The organism is Mycolicibacterium sp. XJ1819, from assembly GCF_053483675.1.
The window spans coordinates 62,906-77,760 of sequence record NZ_JBEFST010000021.1 but is presented as its reverse complement, the minus strand read 5'-3'; the positions used below and the strand labels follow the sequence as shown (position 1 = coordinate 77,760).

Here is a 14,855-nt window from a genome sequence, read left to right as displayed (position 1 = left end):
CCAACCATGCTAGCGTGTTGAGCATCTTCACGCACCGGTGAGCATTTGCTCAGCGGCGAACGAGAGGTGGCCATGGTCTCCACGACCGCGACGGTGCAGGCCGCACCCGGGGCCGACGATCTGCGGCTGGCCTTGCGCGCCGCGTCGCTGTACTACCTCGACGGCCTCACCCAGGCCGAAGTCGCCGCCCGCCTCGGAGTCTCCCGCCCCACCGCGGGCCGCCTGCTGGCCCGCGCCAAGGCCAACGGCCTGGTCCGCATCGAGGTGGTCGTGCCACCCGACCAGCGCGACCGGCTGCACGCCGAGGAGGAGACCGCGTTGGAGGCCGCGTTCGGGCTGACCGAAGCGGTGGTGGTGGGCGGCAGCGTCGACGACGCCGGCTCGTTAGAGGACGCCGCCGCCTGGGCACCGCTGGGCCGTGCGGCCGCGCGGCTGCTCACCCGTCGGCTCAAACCCACCGACACCCTCGGCTTCACCTGGGGCCCCGAGGTCGTCGCGGTCGCCACCGCGCTGCCGTCCGGGGCGGCCACCTGCCGCGCGGTGGTGCAACTCGACGGCGCGATCAGCACCGTCAACTACCAGACCGGCACCGAATACGTGCTCGGCCGCTGCGCAGAACAGCTGCAGGCCAGGGTGATCCGGCTGGCCGCGCCGCTTTACGCCGACCCCGCGACCGTGTCGTCGCTGCACGCGGACTCGATGATCTCTCGGGCGCTGGAGGCCGGCCGCACCGCCGAGGCGATGATCTTCGGCGTCGGCGCCGTGTCCACCTCGACCACGCTGTTCGAGGGCAGCTTCCTGGACACCCGGATGTTGCGCTCCCTGTCGCGCCAGGGCGCCGTCGGTGAGATCGGCGGACGGTTCTTCGCCGCGGACGGCGCGGTGCTCGACACCGAACTGGCCGACCGGGCCGTGTCGGCGCGACTCGAGGACATCCGCGACTGTCCGGCCGCGATCCTGGTGACGGGCGGAGCGGCCAAGTACGAGGCGGCGCTGGGTGCGCTGCGCGGCGGGTTCGCCCGCTATCTGGTGTGCGACTCACGATGTGCGCATTGGTTTTTGGATCGCGCTGCAAAGAAAAGGAGTCTGACGTGAAACGACGACCGGTCCGCGCGGCGCTCAGTGTCGTGTCGGCGCTGTGCCTGGTGCTGACGGGCTGTGCGGGCGCAGGCTCGTTCGGCTCGTCGGGTAACACCGTGACGATCGCGATGGTGTCGAACTCGCAGATGACCGACGCCCGCGACCTCTCGTCACACTTCGAGGCCGCCAACCCCGGCATCAAGCTGCGGTTCATCACGCTCTCGGAGAACCAGGCGCGAGCGAAGATCACCGCGTCGGTGGCGATGGGCGGCGGCGAGTTCGACGTGGTGATGATCAGCAACTACGAAACGCCGCAGTGGGCCAGGGACGGCTGGCTGGTCAACCTGTCCGAATACGCCCAGAACACACCGGGTTACGACCAGGACGACATCATTCCCTCGCTGCGGGAATCGCTGTCGTATGAGGGTGACCTGTACTCGGTGCCGTTCTACGGCGAGTCGTCGTTTCTGATGTACCGCAAGGACCTGTTCGAACAGGCCGGCATCACCATGCCCCGTGACCCGACGTGGCAGCAGGTCGCCGACGCGGCCGCCGAACTGGACCGGCCCGATCTGGCGGGCATCTGCCTGCGCGGAAAGCCCGGCTGGGGTGAGGTGCTCGCGCCGCTGGACACCGTGATCAACGCCTTCGGCGGGCGCTGGTACGACATGCAGTGGAACGCGCAACTGGACAGCCCCGAGGTGCGCAAGGCCGTGCAGTTCTACGTCGACCTGGTGCGTAGCCACGGCGAACCCGGCCCGGCGACAAGCGGTTTCGGCGAGTGCGCCACTCAGTTCGCGCAGGGTCGCGCCGCGATGTGGTACGACGCCACCTCGGCGGTCAGCGTGCTGGAGGACCCCGCGCAGAGCAACGTCGTCGGCAAGATCGGCTACGCGTTGGCGCCCAAGGCGGAGAAGGCCGACAACGGCTGGCTCTACACCTGGTCGCTGGGTATCCCGGTGAGCAGCGACAAGAAAGACGCTGCCTGGAAGTTCATCTCGTGGATGACCGACAAGAACTACATCCGGCTGGTCGGCGAGGAGCTGGGGTGGGAGCGGGTGCCGCCGGGCAGTCGGCTGTCCACCTATGAGATTCCCGAATACAAGAAGGCCTCCGCGGCGTTCGGTCAGCTGACGCTGGACTCCATCGAGAACGCCAACCCGCTGCGTCCGACCGTAGCGCCGGTGCCCTACACCGGAATTCAGTTCCTGGCCATCCCGGAGTTCCAGGACCTCGGAACCCGGGTCAGCCAGCAGATCAGCGCCTCGATCGCGGGGCAGAAGTCCGTTGCCGACGCGCTGGACCAGTCACAGCGCTACGCGCAAGTTGTCGGAAAGACCTACCAGGAGGCGTCATGACAACGATCGCCGCTGCAGAGGCCAAAGCCGATGCCGAACACGTCGCGCGCATCAAAGAGACCAAGGATCCCGGGGTCTCACGCGCCGAAGGGTGGCGCCGACGCGGGCCGCTGCTGCCCGCGCTGATCTTCACCATCGTCGTCACCCAGATCCCGTTCCTGTTCACGCTGTACTTCTCCACGCTGTCGTGGAACCTGGTGCGGCCGGGGTCGCGCGAGTTCGTCGGCCTGCAGAACTACGTCGACGTCGTGCAGGACAGCACGTTCTGGCAGGTCGCGCTCAACACGGTGGTGCTCATCGTCGGCACCGTGCTGATCTCGGTGGTGCTCGGGTTGATCCTCGCGTTGCTGTTGGACCGGATCTTCTTGGGCCGCGGGATCGTGCGCACCCTGCTCATCACGCCGTTCCTGGTGACGCCGGTCGCCGGCGCGCTGATGTGGAAGACCGCGATGCTCGACCCGGTGTTCGGCATCGTCAACTGGCTGCTGTCGCCGTTCGGCGTCGAGCACATCGACTGGGTCAGCCGGTTTCCGCTGTCCTCGGTGATGGCCAACCTGGTATGGCAGTGGACGCCGTTCATGATGCTGCTGATCCTGGCGGGTCTGCAGTCGATGCCCCGCGACATCCTGGAAGCCGGCCGCGTCGACGGGGCCAACGCGTTTCAACTGTTCCGTGAGCTCACGCTGCCGCACCTGCGGCGGTTCATCGAACTCGGCGCGGTGCTGGGCGCGATCTATCTGGTCAACACCTTCGACGCGATCTTCATGATGACCCAAGGCGGGCCCGGTACGGCCAGCGCGAACCTGCCGTTCTACATCTATCAGCGCGCCTTCCTGGGCTTCGACATCGGCCAGGCCGCCGCGATGGGCGTCATCGTCGTGGTGTTCACGATCATCATCGCGACCTTCGCGCTGCGGCTGATCTTCAAATCGTTCTCGGGCAAGGAGGAGGCGGCCTGATGAGCACCTCGTCGGTTTCACAGACCTCGACACCGCAGGCGGAGAAGGCTCTCGCGCGCTCGCTGGTGAAGAAGAACGTCAAGCGCCGCAAGTTCGATCCGTGGGGTGTGGTGGCGTGGATCGCGGGCATCGGGTTCTTCTTCCCGGTGTTCTGGATGGTGCTGACGGCGTTCAAGCAGGAGGTGGACGCCTACACCACCACCCCGAAGGTGATCTTCACGCCCACCCTCGACCAGTTCAAGACCGTCATCGATCAGGGCGCCGGCGCCGCGCTGCTGAATTCGCTGTTCGCCACGGTGGTTTCGACGATCCTGGTGCTCGCGCTGGGCATCCCGGCGGCGTTCGCGTTGTCGCTGCGGCCGGTGAAGAAGACCCAGGACTCACTGTTCTTCTTCATGAGCACCAAGATGCTGCCGATCGTCGCGGCGATCATTCCGCTGTATGTGATCGTCTCCAATATCGGTCTGCTGGACAACATCTGGGCGTTGGTCATTCTTTACACCGCGATGAACCTGCCGATCGCGGTGTGGATGATGCGCTCGTTCTTCCTCGAGGTGCCCGGCGAGTTGCTCGAGGCCGCCAGCCTCGACGGAGCGGGCACCTGGCGCACCATGCGCGAGGTGATCCTGCCGATCGTGTCGCCCGGCATCGCCGCGACCGCGCTGATCTGCGTCATCTTCGCCTGGAACGAATTCTTCTTCGCGGTCAACCTGACCGCCGTTCAGGCGCAGACCATCCCGGTGTTCCTTGTCGGATTCATCGCCGGCGAGGGCCTGTACTGGGCGAAGCTGTGCGCGGCGTCGACGATGGCCGCGCTGCCGGTGATCCTGGCCGGCTGGCTGGCGCAGAACAAGCTGGTGCGCGGACTGTCCTTCGGCGCGATCAAGTAAGCCCCCCGGAAAAGAGAGGCACAACCCCATGGCCACAATCACTTACCACAACGCCTCGTGCATCTACGAGGGGTCTGACGTGTTGGCTGTCGACTCGCTGAACCTCGACATCACCGACGGTGAGTTCGTCGTGCTGGTCGGGCCGTCCGGGTCGGGCAAGAGCACCGCGCTGCGGATGCTGGCCGGCCTGGAGGACATCGACGAGGGCAGCATCGAGATCGCGGGCCGCAACATGCGCGGAGTGCCGTCCAAGGACCGCGACATCGCGATGGTGTTCCAGAACTACGCGCTGTACCCGAACAAGACCGTCGCCGAGAACATGGGTTTCGCGTTGAAGCTGCGCGGCGTGCCGGCCGACGAGCGCCGGCGCAAGGTCGAGGAGGCCGCCAAGGTGCTCGACCTCACCGACTTCCTGGACCGCAAGCCGGCCAAGCTCTCGGGTGGTCAGCGGCAGCGGGTCGCGATGGGTCGCGCGATCGTGCGTGAGCCGCAGGTGTTCTGCATGGACGAGCCGCTGTCCAACCTCGACGCCAAGCTGCGCGTGCAGACCCGCACCCAGATCGCCGCGCTGCAGCGGCGCCTGGGCACCACCACCGTCTACGTCACCCACGACCAGGTCGAGGCGATGACGATGGGCGATCGGGTGGCGGTGCTCAAGAATGGCAAGCTGCAGCAATTCGCCTCGCCCTCAGAGCTTTACGATCGGCCGGCCAATGCTTTCGTCGCGGGCTTCATCGGGTCCCCCGCGATGAACATCTTCACCGGCGCGGTCACGACCGAGGGGGTGCGCATCGGCGACTCGGTGGTGGAATTGGAGCGCGACGAGGTCAGCGTCCTGCACGACGCGAAGCTGGACACCGTCACCCTCGGCGTCCGGCCCGAGCATCTGGAGCTGTCCGACTCCGGCGGGGTGGAGGCGATCGTCGACCTCGTCGAGGACCTCGGCAGCGAGGCGTATCTGTACACCCACTCCACGGGCGGGGTCGAACTCGTCGCGCGCTGCCTGGACCGGGTGCCCGCCAAGCTCGCCGACACGGTGCGGCTGCGCAAGCGCCAGGGCGGCGCGGTGCATCTGTTCCACCCCGACACCGGCGACCGCCTCGCCACCTGAGCGAGAGTCAGGCCGGGGTGAACCGGATCGCGGCGATCTTCTCGCGCACGGACGCCTCGGTGAACTCCTCGACCGTGGGGATCCGCGGCTCGCGGAACTTCAGCCCCATCATGGTCTGGGCGCGCTTGACGCCGTAGGACTGGGTCAAGCGGTGCGCCAGGTCGGCGACGGTCGCGGGATCGGTGATGAGCTCACCGCGCATCGTCGTGGTCTTTCCGTCGTGGACCACCTGCGCCTCGTGGCCGTCGCGGAAGTTGTGCTTCCAGGCGGCCTCCGCGATCGCGTACAGCTGGCCGTCGATGCGGTGCGCGCTGACCGGAATCGAGAACGTGCGGCCGCTCTTGCGTCCGGTGAAGGTCAACACCATGAACTGTCGGCGCAGCGGTCCGCCCAGCGGGGTGCGCAGCGCGAACCGCAGCATCGGATTGATGGTGCGCAGCAGCACGGCGGGCGGATGGCCGACCGTGACCGCGGGTGATCCGTCTGTCATGGTGTCCAACCTAGGGCGTCACCGCTCACCCGGAAAGCTCACCCGGAAAGCTCACCCAGGTCGTCGGGGACGTCGACGGCGTGTTCGCGCAGCGCCTGCAGCGGCACCACGTCGAGCGTGCGCTCGTGCGTCGAGGCCAGCACCACCGGCGCGGCGACGCCGTCGCGGTAGGCCCGCAACCAGTTCACGGCGGTCACACACCACCGGTCGCCGGGGCGCAGGCCCGGAAACCGGTACTCGGGCCGCGGCGTGGACAGGTCGTTTCCGATCGCCCGCTGATGCTCGAGGAACTCGGCGGTGACCACGGCGCAGATGGTGTGCCTGCCGACGTCCTCTGGGCCCGTCGAGCAGCACCCGTCGCGGTAGAACCCGGTCAGCGGGTCGGTTCCGCACGGTTGCAGCGGCTCACCGAGGACATTGACTTCAGCCTTGACTTCGGACATCGCCACAAGTGTCCCCGAAACCGGAGCGTTTGGGGCGGCGAGTCCGGGGAATCCCGGCCGACATGCGTTCACCCAATTAATGTGTAACCAGCGGCAACACCACAACTGGTCAGCCGGAAGCGCCAGAACAAGGAGCACTGGGGGCATGCCCGCCTTGACGACCGGTGACGGATTTCCCCACGTCGTGGTCACTGCGGTCGCATCGACGACCGCGCTGGCCGCCGACGCCGAAGGCACCTGGCAGCAACTGCAGCAGGGCCGAAGCGGGATTCGTCCGCTGGACAAATGGTTCGTCGACGAACTGGACTCGCCGGTGCGCATCGGCGGGACGATCCTGGAGAACCTCGACGAGCAACTCGACCGCGTGGAGCGGCGGCGGACGTCTTACATGCAGAAGATGTCGACCCTGTTGAGTCGACGCCTGTGGGAGACCGCGGGGTCACCCGACGTGGACCTGCGACGGCTGGCGGTGTCGGTCGGGTTGGCGCTGGGCAGCACCGAAGAGATCCCGCTGGCCCACGACCAGTGGCTGCAGAAGGGGCTGCGCGCGGTGTCCCCGCTGACCGTGCAGATGTTCATGCCCAACGGCGCGGCCGCCGCGGTGGGGCTGGACCGGAAAGCCAAGGGCGGCATCATCTCGCCGGTGATGGCCGATGCGTCGGGCGCGGCGGCGATCGCCCACGCGTGGCGCCACATCGTGCTCGGCGAGGCCGACATCGTGATCTGCGGCGGCGTGGAGACCCACATCGAGGCGGTGCCGGTCGCGGCGTTCGTCGGCCAGGGCCTGTTGACCACCGACAACGACGACCCGGCGGGCGCGTGCCGGCCGTTCGACCTGCACCGCGACGGGATGGTGTTCGGTGAGGGCGGCGCGCTGATGCTCGTCGAGACCGAGGAACACGCCAAGGCGCGCGGCGCCCCGATCCTGGCCCGCCTGATGGGCGCGGGGATCACTTCCGACAGCTACGACGTCGTCATGCCCAACCCCGACGGCCAACTCGCCGGGGAGGCCATCACCCGCGCGGTCGAACTGGCCGGCTTGACCCCCGCCGACATCGACCACGTCAACGCGCACGCCACCGGCACCAAGGAAGGTGACCTGGCCGAAGCCCGCGCGATCCGCAACGCGATGGGCACGCACTCGCCCGCGGTGTACGCGCCCAAGGCGGCGCTTGGCCATTCGTTGGGCGCGGCCGGGGCGATCGAGGCGGTGCTGACGGTGCAGGCGCTGCGCGACGGGGTGGTGCCGCCCACACTGAACCTCAAGGAACTCGACCCCGAGGTGGACCTCGACGTGGTGGCGGGCAAGGCCCGCGCCGGCCAGTACCGCTACGCGGTCAGCAACTCGTTCGGTCTCGGCGGCAACAACGTCGCGCTGGCGTTCGGCGCCTACTGAACCCGCCGAGCGCTATTTGGTCAGCGTGAACTGCCCGACCTCGCAGATGCCGCGCTCGAAGAAGTCGGCGCACCCGGTCAGGTAGCGCATGTAGCGGTCGTAGACCTCCTCGGAGGTGGCCGCGATGGCCTGCTCGCGGCTGGCCTGGAGCCGCTGGGCCCAGGTGCTCAGGGTGCGCACATAGTGCGGGCTGAGCTTCTGCAGGTCGGCCACCGAGTAGCCGGCCTCGCGCGAGTACTCGACGACGTCCTCGTCGCACGGCACCTGACCGCCGGGGAAGATCTCCTTGGAGATGAACCGCATGAACTTCAGGTCGCTCATCACGATCGGGATGCCCAACTCCGGCCACCGCTTGAGCGGATGGCCCATGATCGTCTGCAACAGCATCCGGCCGTCGTCGGGCATGACCCGGTAGGTCATGTCGAAGAACGCCTTGTACCGCGTCTTCGGGAACGCCTCGAACGCCTCGATGCTGACGATGCGGTCGACGGGGTCGTCGAACTCCTCCCAGCCGCGCAGCAGCACCCGCCGCTCGCGGTCGGTGTCCATGTCGTCGAGCAACTGCTGGGCGTAGCTGCACTGGTTACGGCTCAGGGTCAACCCGACGACGTTGACGTCGTGCTTCTCCATCGCGCGCTTCATCACCGAACCCCAGCCGCAACCCACGTCGAGCAGGGTCATGCCCGGCTTCAGATCGAGTTTGCCCAGCGCGAGGTCGATCTTGGCCAGCTGGGCCTCTTCCAGCGTCATGTCGTCACGCTCGAAGAACGCGCTGCTGTAGGTGCGCGTCGGATCCTGGAACAACCCGAAGAAGTCATTCGAGATGTCGTAGTGGGCCTGAATGTCCTCGTAGGGCGGACGCATTTCGGTCGAGCCCGACCTGCTCTCCGACATCTGCGGCTGGCCTCCTGTTGTATGCCGACGGGGGCTGGCAGCCGCCCGTTTCCCCCACAGACTAATATCCTGTGCTTCGTATCCTGGCTAGGCGGGGGTCTTTTCACAGGTGAACTGCGCGACGTCGGTGAAGCCCCCGCGGAACAGATCCGCGCAGCCGGTGAGGTACCTGTGGAACCGTTCGTAGACCTCCTCGGAGGTGATCGCGATCGCCTCGTCCCTGCTGGCCTCGAGGTTGGCCGCCCACGTGTCCAGCGTCCTGACGTAATGCGGTTGGAGGTGCTGTTCGCGGGTGACGGTGTAGCCGGCCGCGGCGGCGTGGTCTGTGACCATCGAGGCCAGCGGCAGCCGTCCGCCGGGGTAGATCTCGTCCATGATGAACTTGATGAAGCGCACGTTGGACATGGTCAACGGCAGCTTCTTGGCCTTCACCTCGTCGTCGCTGGGGACGATGATGGTGTGTAGCAGCATCACCCCGTCGTCAGGCATCCAGCTGAACGTGTTCTTGAAGTAGTCGTCGTACTTGTTGAAGCCGAAATGCTCGAACGCCCCGATCGACACGATCCGGTCGACCTGCCCGTCGAAGTCCTCCCACGGCTGCAGGCGCACCTCCATGCGCCGGGTGCTCTTCGAGTTGGCGAACCAGTGGTCCTCGATGTGGCGCTTCTGGTTCTCCGAGAGCGTCAACCCGATGACGTTGACGTCGTAGCGGTCCACCGCCCGCATGATCGTCGATCCCCAGCCGCAGCCGATGTCGAGCAGGGTCATGCCGGGTTGCAGACCCAGCTTGCCCAGCGCCAGATCGACCTTGGCCATCTGGGCCTCTTCCAGTGACATGTCGTCGCGCTCGAAGTAGGCGCAGCTGTAGGTCTGGGTCGGGTCCTGCCACAGCTTGAAGAAGTCGTTGGAGATGTCGTAGTGGAATTGGACTTCCAACTTGTCCGACCCGCGGGTCTGCGACGCCGATCTGGACAGCCACTTGGATTGAGCAGTTGGTGATTCGGTCACTGTTCACCCTTCGAGATCGAGGGACCGGCTTGTTGATCAACGTGCAGGTGTCTCGACACGATTCCCCAAGAATACGCTGGTGTCCGCCACGGGAAACGCTTCCGCCGCAGGGATTTAATGGCGTGTCAATTGACGGCGGCGTGATCTAGATCTTGTTGTTCTTGGTCATCCACCGCATCACCTGCCAGCCGACGAACACCGGCAGCCAGGCCGTCAGCACGCGGTAGAGCAGCACCGAGGGCACCGCGACCGCGGCAGGCATGCCGAACGCCGCGAGGCCACCGATCAACGCCGCCTCCACCGCGCCGATGCCGCCGGGGGTGGGGGCCGCCGAGGCCAGCGTGCCGCCGACCATCGTCACGACGGTGACGGTGACGAACGAGGTGTCGCCACCGAACGCCTCGACGGCCGCCCACAACGCGAACGCATTGCCCAGAGTTGTTGCCGCACAACCGAGCACGATGACCGCCAGTCGCCGTGGCTCACCCGCGAGGTCGACGAGGTGACCGACGACCTCCTTGAGCCGGGGCCGTACCGCCGTCGCCAGCCAGCGGCGCAGCCGCGGCACCAGCAGGAAGGTGCCGATGAGCCCGAGCAGCAGTCCGGCGACCAGATACAGCGCGCCGAGGCTGGGCACGAAGCGCGACAGTTCGGCCGACACCCCGGCCGCGGCGGAAAAGAAGATCAGCAACCCGATGTGGGTGACCACCTGCACCGACTGCTGCAGCGCGACGGCGGTGGTGGCGCGCATCGGGTTGACGCCGCCTTTCTGCAGAAACCGGGCGGACAGCGCAAGGCCGCCGACGCCGGCCGGGGTGGTGGTCGCGGCGAACTTGTTGGCGACCTGCATGACCACCAGGCTGCGCAGCGTGACCAGCCCGTCCGCGCACGCCCACAGCGCCGCGGCTGCACCGACGTAGGTCAGCCCCGACACCGCGAGGCCCAGCAGCGCCCACCACCAGTTCGCGGTGCGCAGTTCGGTGATGAACGTGGGCACCGAGCTGATGAACGGGTAGGCGACGTAGACCAGCGCGGCCAGCAGCACCAACTGGATCACCTGGCTGCGGGTGAAGCGGGTGACGGTTTCGGCGCGGATCTCGTCGACGCGGGTCTGGCGCTTGACCTCGTCCCTGGCGGCGGAGATGACGTCGCCGGCGTGGCTGACCGACTGTCGAATAGCCGCGGGCACAGCGGATTTCGTCAGTCGCCGGGATGCCGCCAGCACGATGTCCTTGCCGAACGTGTCGATGGCCGCGCGCACCGCCGACGGCGCGTCGTAGAGGTCGGTGGTGGTGACGAGCAGCTGGGCGATGTCGGATCGCAGCTGCGCGTCGGTGGCACCGTACTCGGCGAAGTGGAAACCGCCGAACAGCACCGCGTCGTCGTCGACGGTGATCTCGCTCGCGCGCAGGTCGCCGTGCGAGATCTGGCAGTCGTGAAGTTCGCGCAGGGACGCCCAGACATGGTCGACGGGGGTCTGCTCGGCGCGGTCACGGATCGGGGTGCCGCGCGCGGGGGTGTGCGCGTACAGGGTCCAGCCGCGTTCGAGGGCCGACACGGCGATCGGCGCGGTGTTGGCGATCTTGAGCTGGTCGATCGCGATGGTCATCAGCGCGCGATGCTCGACGGTGCGGCGCATCGACGCGTGCAGCGGCGCGGTCTCGCGGTTGCGCAGGCGCAGCTTGCGCCACAGCTGCAGGAGCACGCCGCCGCCGCGCTGGTGCGGGCCGTAGAGCTCCATGACCGCCGTGGAGGTATGCCCGTCACAGGTCGCCGACAGCAGCAGCGGGCCCGCGCCGGCCGGGCGCACCACCCGCAGCGCCGACACCAGACAGTCGCGCCGCGCCATCGCGCGCACCGCGGTCTCCAGCGGCACCTCCAGGCCGGGGGTGCCCACCACCAGCACCACCAGCGCGCCGACGAACCAGCCGACGGCCAGGCCGAACAGCGACCGCGCGGGCACGATGGCGCTGATCATCAGGTGGATCGGCACGAACGCCAGCAGCAGCGCCCACCACCAGCGCCGCCATTTGGCGGGCAGCCACGGCCCCGACACGGTGAGGACCGCGGCGAGCATCGCGATCCAGCGCGGATCGTCGACGAACTGGGAGGCCACGGTGTCGAGCCGCTCGGACAGATCGAAATGCCACCGCGGGGCGGCGATGCCGTCGCCGCTGATCGACAGGGCCACTCCGGCGATCGCGGCCGCGGCGGCGTACGCGCCCAGCAGCTTCCACTGCCGGGTGATGATCAGGCTGACCAGGATGACGAACGGCAGCGCGACGATCGCGACGCCGTAGCCGAGATAGACCAGGTTGGCCTGGGTCGGGGTGAGGAACGCGACGATCTCGGAGATCGACTCCTCGAGGGCCACCCACTCGTTGCGGGTGATCAGCGAACTGAAGATCACCACGGCGAGGAACACCCCGGAAAGGGCGACGCGGAGGATGTCGTTGGTCCGGCGGGTCAGGGGCTGCAGCAGGCTGCCTGAAACAGCGATGTCTCGCCCGTCAACTCGCATGTCTTAACGATCTTCCGGCTCTGTGGTCGCGTGGTGGCGACTCGCCGACAACTTAGTCGGTAACCCACCGGCGGGCGGCCAAGGCCCGTTACATGCCGTAGTCGGGCAGTTCGAATTCGTCGGCGGCGCTGCCGGCGAACAGCCTGGCCAGCGGGCGGATTTTCATGCTTCGGATGGCCATGGTGCGAAACCACAGGCCCAATCGGGTCCTGGTGGCGAAGAAGCCCAGAAACCGTTCGGCGCCGGCCTGCTTGTCCCTGATGAACGGGCGTAGCTGTTGCTCGTAGGCGGTGAACGCACGGCGGTGGTCGCCATCGGCGCGCTGCAGTTCCCCGGCGAGCACGTAAGCCTCGGTCATCGCCAGCCCGGTGCCCTCGCCGCCCAGCAGCGAGATGCAGCCGGCTGCGTCGCCGATCAACAGGACCCGGCCCTGCGACCAGCGGTCCATCCGGATCTGACTGACCACGTCGAAATAGATGTCGTCGACGTCGTCGACGGCCGCGAGAATCTGCCGGGCTTCCCAGCCCGCGCCGCTGAACTCGTCGTGCAGCTGCTGTTTGACCGGCAGCACGGCGCCGTCTGCTCCGGTGTCGCGCTCGGCGCGCCACACGAACAGGAACATGGTGCGGTCACCGCGCAGGGCGAAGCGGGCGAGCTGCCGTCCGGGCGTGTTGTAGGTGACATAGACCAGCTCGTCACGCGGGCGGTAGCCGTCGACCACACAGGCGGCGACCTTGCACCCGAGGTAGTGCTCGTAGTCGCGTTCGGGGCCGAAGACCAGCCCGCGCACGTTGGAGTGCAGCCCGTCGGCACCGATGACCAGGTCGAACTCTCGCGGCTCGGCGCGGTCGAACGTCAGTCGCACACCGTCGGGATGCTCCTCGAGGGCGGTGATGGTGTTGCCGAGCAGCGTGTCGACCTTGCCGTCGATGGTGGCGTACACAGCGGCGGCCAGGTCCCCGCGGGGCAGGCTGGTCACGTCGTCGCCCACCATGCCGCTGAGAATGTCGACGCGCAGTTCGGCTTGCGTACCGCCGTCGGCGTCGACCGAGCGCACGCACCGCACGTCGTAGCCGGCGTCGAGGATCGCGTCCTCGATGCCCATGCGGCGTGCGGCGCGATACCCGACTCCCCAGAAGTCGATCATGTATCCGCCGGTGCGAAACACCGGCGAGCGTTCGATGAGCGTCGGAGTGTGGCCGGTGCGGTGCAGCCAGTGCGCCAGCGCCGTACCGGCAATGCCTGCTCCGCTGATCGCGATCCTCATCCTCGAGAGCCACCTCCTCATCCAAAAGGTCTTCCAAGTCATCATCGAGGCTCCTACGCTGTTAGGCATGAGTCAAACAACGCGGGCACTGCCGCCGGGGCCGCGGATTCCGTCGGCGGTGCAACTGTTGCTGATGGTGCGATGGTGGCCGCAGTTCGTGGCCGCGTGCCAACGGCGCTATGGCGACGTGTTCCGGCTGCGCAACTCGATGGTGGGCGAGATGGTGTACCTCGCCGATCCGGACGCGATCAAGACCGTGTTCGCGGGTGATCCGCGGATTTTCCATGCGGGCGAGGCGAATTCGATGCTGGCCGGGCTGTTGGGCGACAGCTCGCTGCTGGTGATCGACGGCGACGTGCACCGCGACCGTCGTCGCCTGATGATGGCGCCGTTTCACCGCGACGCGGTGGCCCGGCAGATGGCGACGATGGCCGAAATCGCCGCGGACAACGTCGCGGGTTGGCCGGTCGGGCGACCGTTCGCCGTCGCGCCGAAGACGTCGCAGATCACCCTGGAGGTCATCCTGCGGACGGTGATCGGCGCCAGCGATCCCAAGCGGCTGGCCGCGCTGCGTGAGGTGATGCCGCGGCTGCTGCGGGTGGGCCCGTGGGCGTCGATCGCGATCGCCAAGCCCGAGCTGCAGCGCAGATGGCCGTGGCGAGGGCTGCGGCAGCGTATCGAGGAAGCCGACCGGCTGCTGTATGAGGAGATCGCCGAGCGTCGCGCCGACCCAGACCTCGCGTCGCGCACCGACGCGTTGGCGATGCTGGTTCAGGCCGGTGCCGACGACGGAAAAGCACTGAGCGACAAGGAGTTGCGTGATCAGCTGATCACCCTGCTGGTGGCCGGGCACGACACCACTGCGACGGGGCTGGCGTGGGCGTTGGAGCGGCTGACGCGCCACCCCGAGATCCTGGCCAAGGCGGTGGCGGCGGCCGACGCGGGTGATGAGGCCGGCGACGAGTATCTGGACGCGGTGGCCAAGGAGACACTGCGGATCCGCCCGGTGGTGCCCGACGTGGGTCGCATCCTCAAGGAACCGGTCGAGATCGCGGGATACCGGCTGCCGGCGGGCGTGATGGTGGTGCCGAGCATCACGCTGGTGCACGACAGCGCCTCGGTGTACCCGGACCCGACGCGCTTCGACCCCGAGCGGATGGTGGGCGCCACGCTGAGCCCGACGACCTGGCTGCCGTTCGGCGGGGGCAATCGGCGATGTCTGGGCGCGGGGTTCGCGATGGTGGAGATGCGCGTGGTGCTGCGGGAGATCCTGCGCCGGGTCGAGTTGGCGCCGACGACCGAGGCGGGTGAGAAAACGCGGCTCAAGCACGTGATCTTCACGCCCAAGCGGGGTGGACGCATCACCGTGCGGGCGCGTCGAGGTGGTGCGCCCGCCCAGCCTCCCAGCGGGGACAGTGCTCTGTCTGCCAACCTCTGA

At 67.6% G+C, this 14,855-nt stretch carries 13 protein-coding genes; 7 read left to right on the top strand and 6 right to left on the bottom strand.

Features of this window, described 5'->3' with window-relative positions; genetic code table 11:
- The first annotated feature begins 72 nt into the window (after positions 1-72).
- The 5 genes from ABQE89_RS21670 to ABQE89_RS21650 are packed head-to-tail and all read left to right on the top strand — an operon-like array spanning position 73 to position 5,398.
- A complete protein-coding gene (locus tag ABQE89_RS21670) occupies positions 73-1,095 on the top strand; it encodes a sugar-binding transcriptional regulator (protein WP_448420443.1) in 1,023 nt (340 codons plus the stop codon).
- Positions 1,092-2,438: an ABC transporter substrate-binding protein gene (locus ABQE89_RS21665; protein WP_448420441.1), complete on the top strand. Its 1,347-nt coding sequence runs from the start codon at positions 1,092-1,094 to the stop codon at positions 2,436-2,438. Before ABQE89_RS21670 ends, ABQE89_RS21665 begins: the two co-directional genes overlap by 4 nt.
- Positions 2,435-3,397: a carbohydrate ABC transporter permease gene (locus ABQE89_RS21660; protein WP_448420439.1), complete on the top strand. Its 963-nt coding sequence runs from the start codon at positions 2,435-2,437 to the stop codon at positions 3,395-3,397. Before ABQE89_RS21665 ends, ABQE89_RS21660 begins: the two co-directional genes overlap by 4 nt.
- Positions 3,397-4,287, top strand: a complete 891-nt coding sequence (locus ABQE89_RS21655) for a carbohydrate ABC transporter permease (protein WP_448420437.1) — start codon at positions 3,397-3,399, stop codon at positions 4,285-4,287. The genes ABQE89_RS21660 and ABQE89_RS21655 overlap by 1 nt, the downstream gene beginning before the upstream one ends.
- A gap of 28 nt (positions 4,288-4,315) precedes the next feature.
- Positions 4,316-5,398, top strand: coding sequence for an ABC transporter ATP-binding protein (locus ABQE89_RS21650; protein ID WP_448420434.1), 1,083 nt, complete (start codon positions 4,316-4,318; stop codon positions 5,396-5,398).
- Positions 5,399-5,405: 7 nt separating this feature from the next.
- Here ABQE89_RS21650 and ABQE89_RS21645 read toward each other — a convergent pair whose 3' ends face one another.
- Both ABQE89_RS21645 and ABQE89_RS21640 read right to left on the bottom strand, forming a co-directional pair.
- The gene (locus tag ABQE89_RS21645) at positions 5,406-5,888 is read right to left on the bottom strand and encodes a hypothetical protein (RefSeq protein ID WP_448420432.1); all 483 of its coding nucleotides are present in this window, start codon (positions 5,886-5,888) and stop codon (positions 5,406-5,408) included.
- A gap of 38 nt (positions 5,889-5,926) precedes the next feature.
- Complete coding sequence (locus tag ABQE89_RS21640; protein WP_448420430.1) at positions 5,927-6,331, bottom strand: DUF2237 family protein; 405 nt, start codon at positions 6,329-6,331, stop codon at positions 5,927-5,929.
- A gap of 145 nt (positions 6,332-6,476) precedes the next feature.
- On the opposite strand from ABQE89_RS21640, the gene ABQE89_RS21635 reads away from it, so the two are divergent.
- Entirely contained in the window at positions 6,477-7,727 is a 1,251-nt protein-coding gene (locus tag ABQE89_RS21635; RefSeq protein WP_448420428.1) for a KasA/KasB family beta-ketoacyl-ACP synthase, read from the top strand.
- Positions 7,728-7,739: 12 nt separating this feature from the next.
- On the opposite strand, the gene ABQE89_RS21630 is transcribed toward ABQE89_RS21635, so the two are convergent.
- From ABQE89_RS21630 to ABQE89_RS21615, 4 genes are all read right to left on the bottom strand, one after another.
- Entirely contained in the window at positions 7,740-8,621 is an 882-nt protein-coding gene (locus ABQE89_RS21630) for a cyclopropane mycolic acid synthase family methyltransferase (RefSeq protein ID WP_448420426.1), read from the bottom strand.
- A gap of 87 nt (positions 8,622-8,708) precedes the next feature.
- Entirely contained in the window at positions 8,709-9,629 is a 921-nt protein-coding gene (locus tag ABQE89_RS21625; protein ID WP_448420424.1) for a cyclopropane mycolic acid synthase family methyltransferase, read from the bottom strand.
- Between the two features lie 145 nt (positions 9,630-9,774).
- The gene (locus ABQE89_RS21620; RefSeq protein ID WP_448420422.1) at positions 9,775-12,150 is read right to left on the bottom strand and encodes a lysylphosphatidylglycerol synthase domain-containing protein; all 2,376 of its coding nucleotides are present in this window, start codon (positions 12,148-12,150) and stop codon (positions 9,775-9,777) included.
- 88 nt (positions 12,151-12,238) lie between these two features.
- The gene (locus tag ABQE89_RS21615) at positions 12,239-13,417 is read right to left on the bottom strand and encodes an FAD-binding domain (protein ID WP_448420420.1); all 1,179 of its coding nucleotides are present in this window, start codon (positions 13,415-13,417) and stop codon (positions 12,239-12,241) included.
- A gap of 67 nt (positions 13,418-13,484) precedes the next feature.
- Between ABQE89_RS21615 and ABQE89_RS21610 the strand changes: the two genes are divergently transcribed.
- Positions 13,485-14,855 (top strand): cytochrome P450, encoded by a 1,371-nt coding sequence (locus ABQE89_RS21610; RefSeq protein ID WP_448420418.1) that lies wholly within the window; start codon positions 13,485-13,487, stop codon positions 14,853-14,855.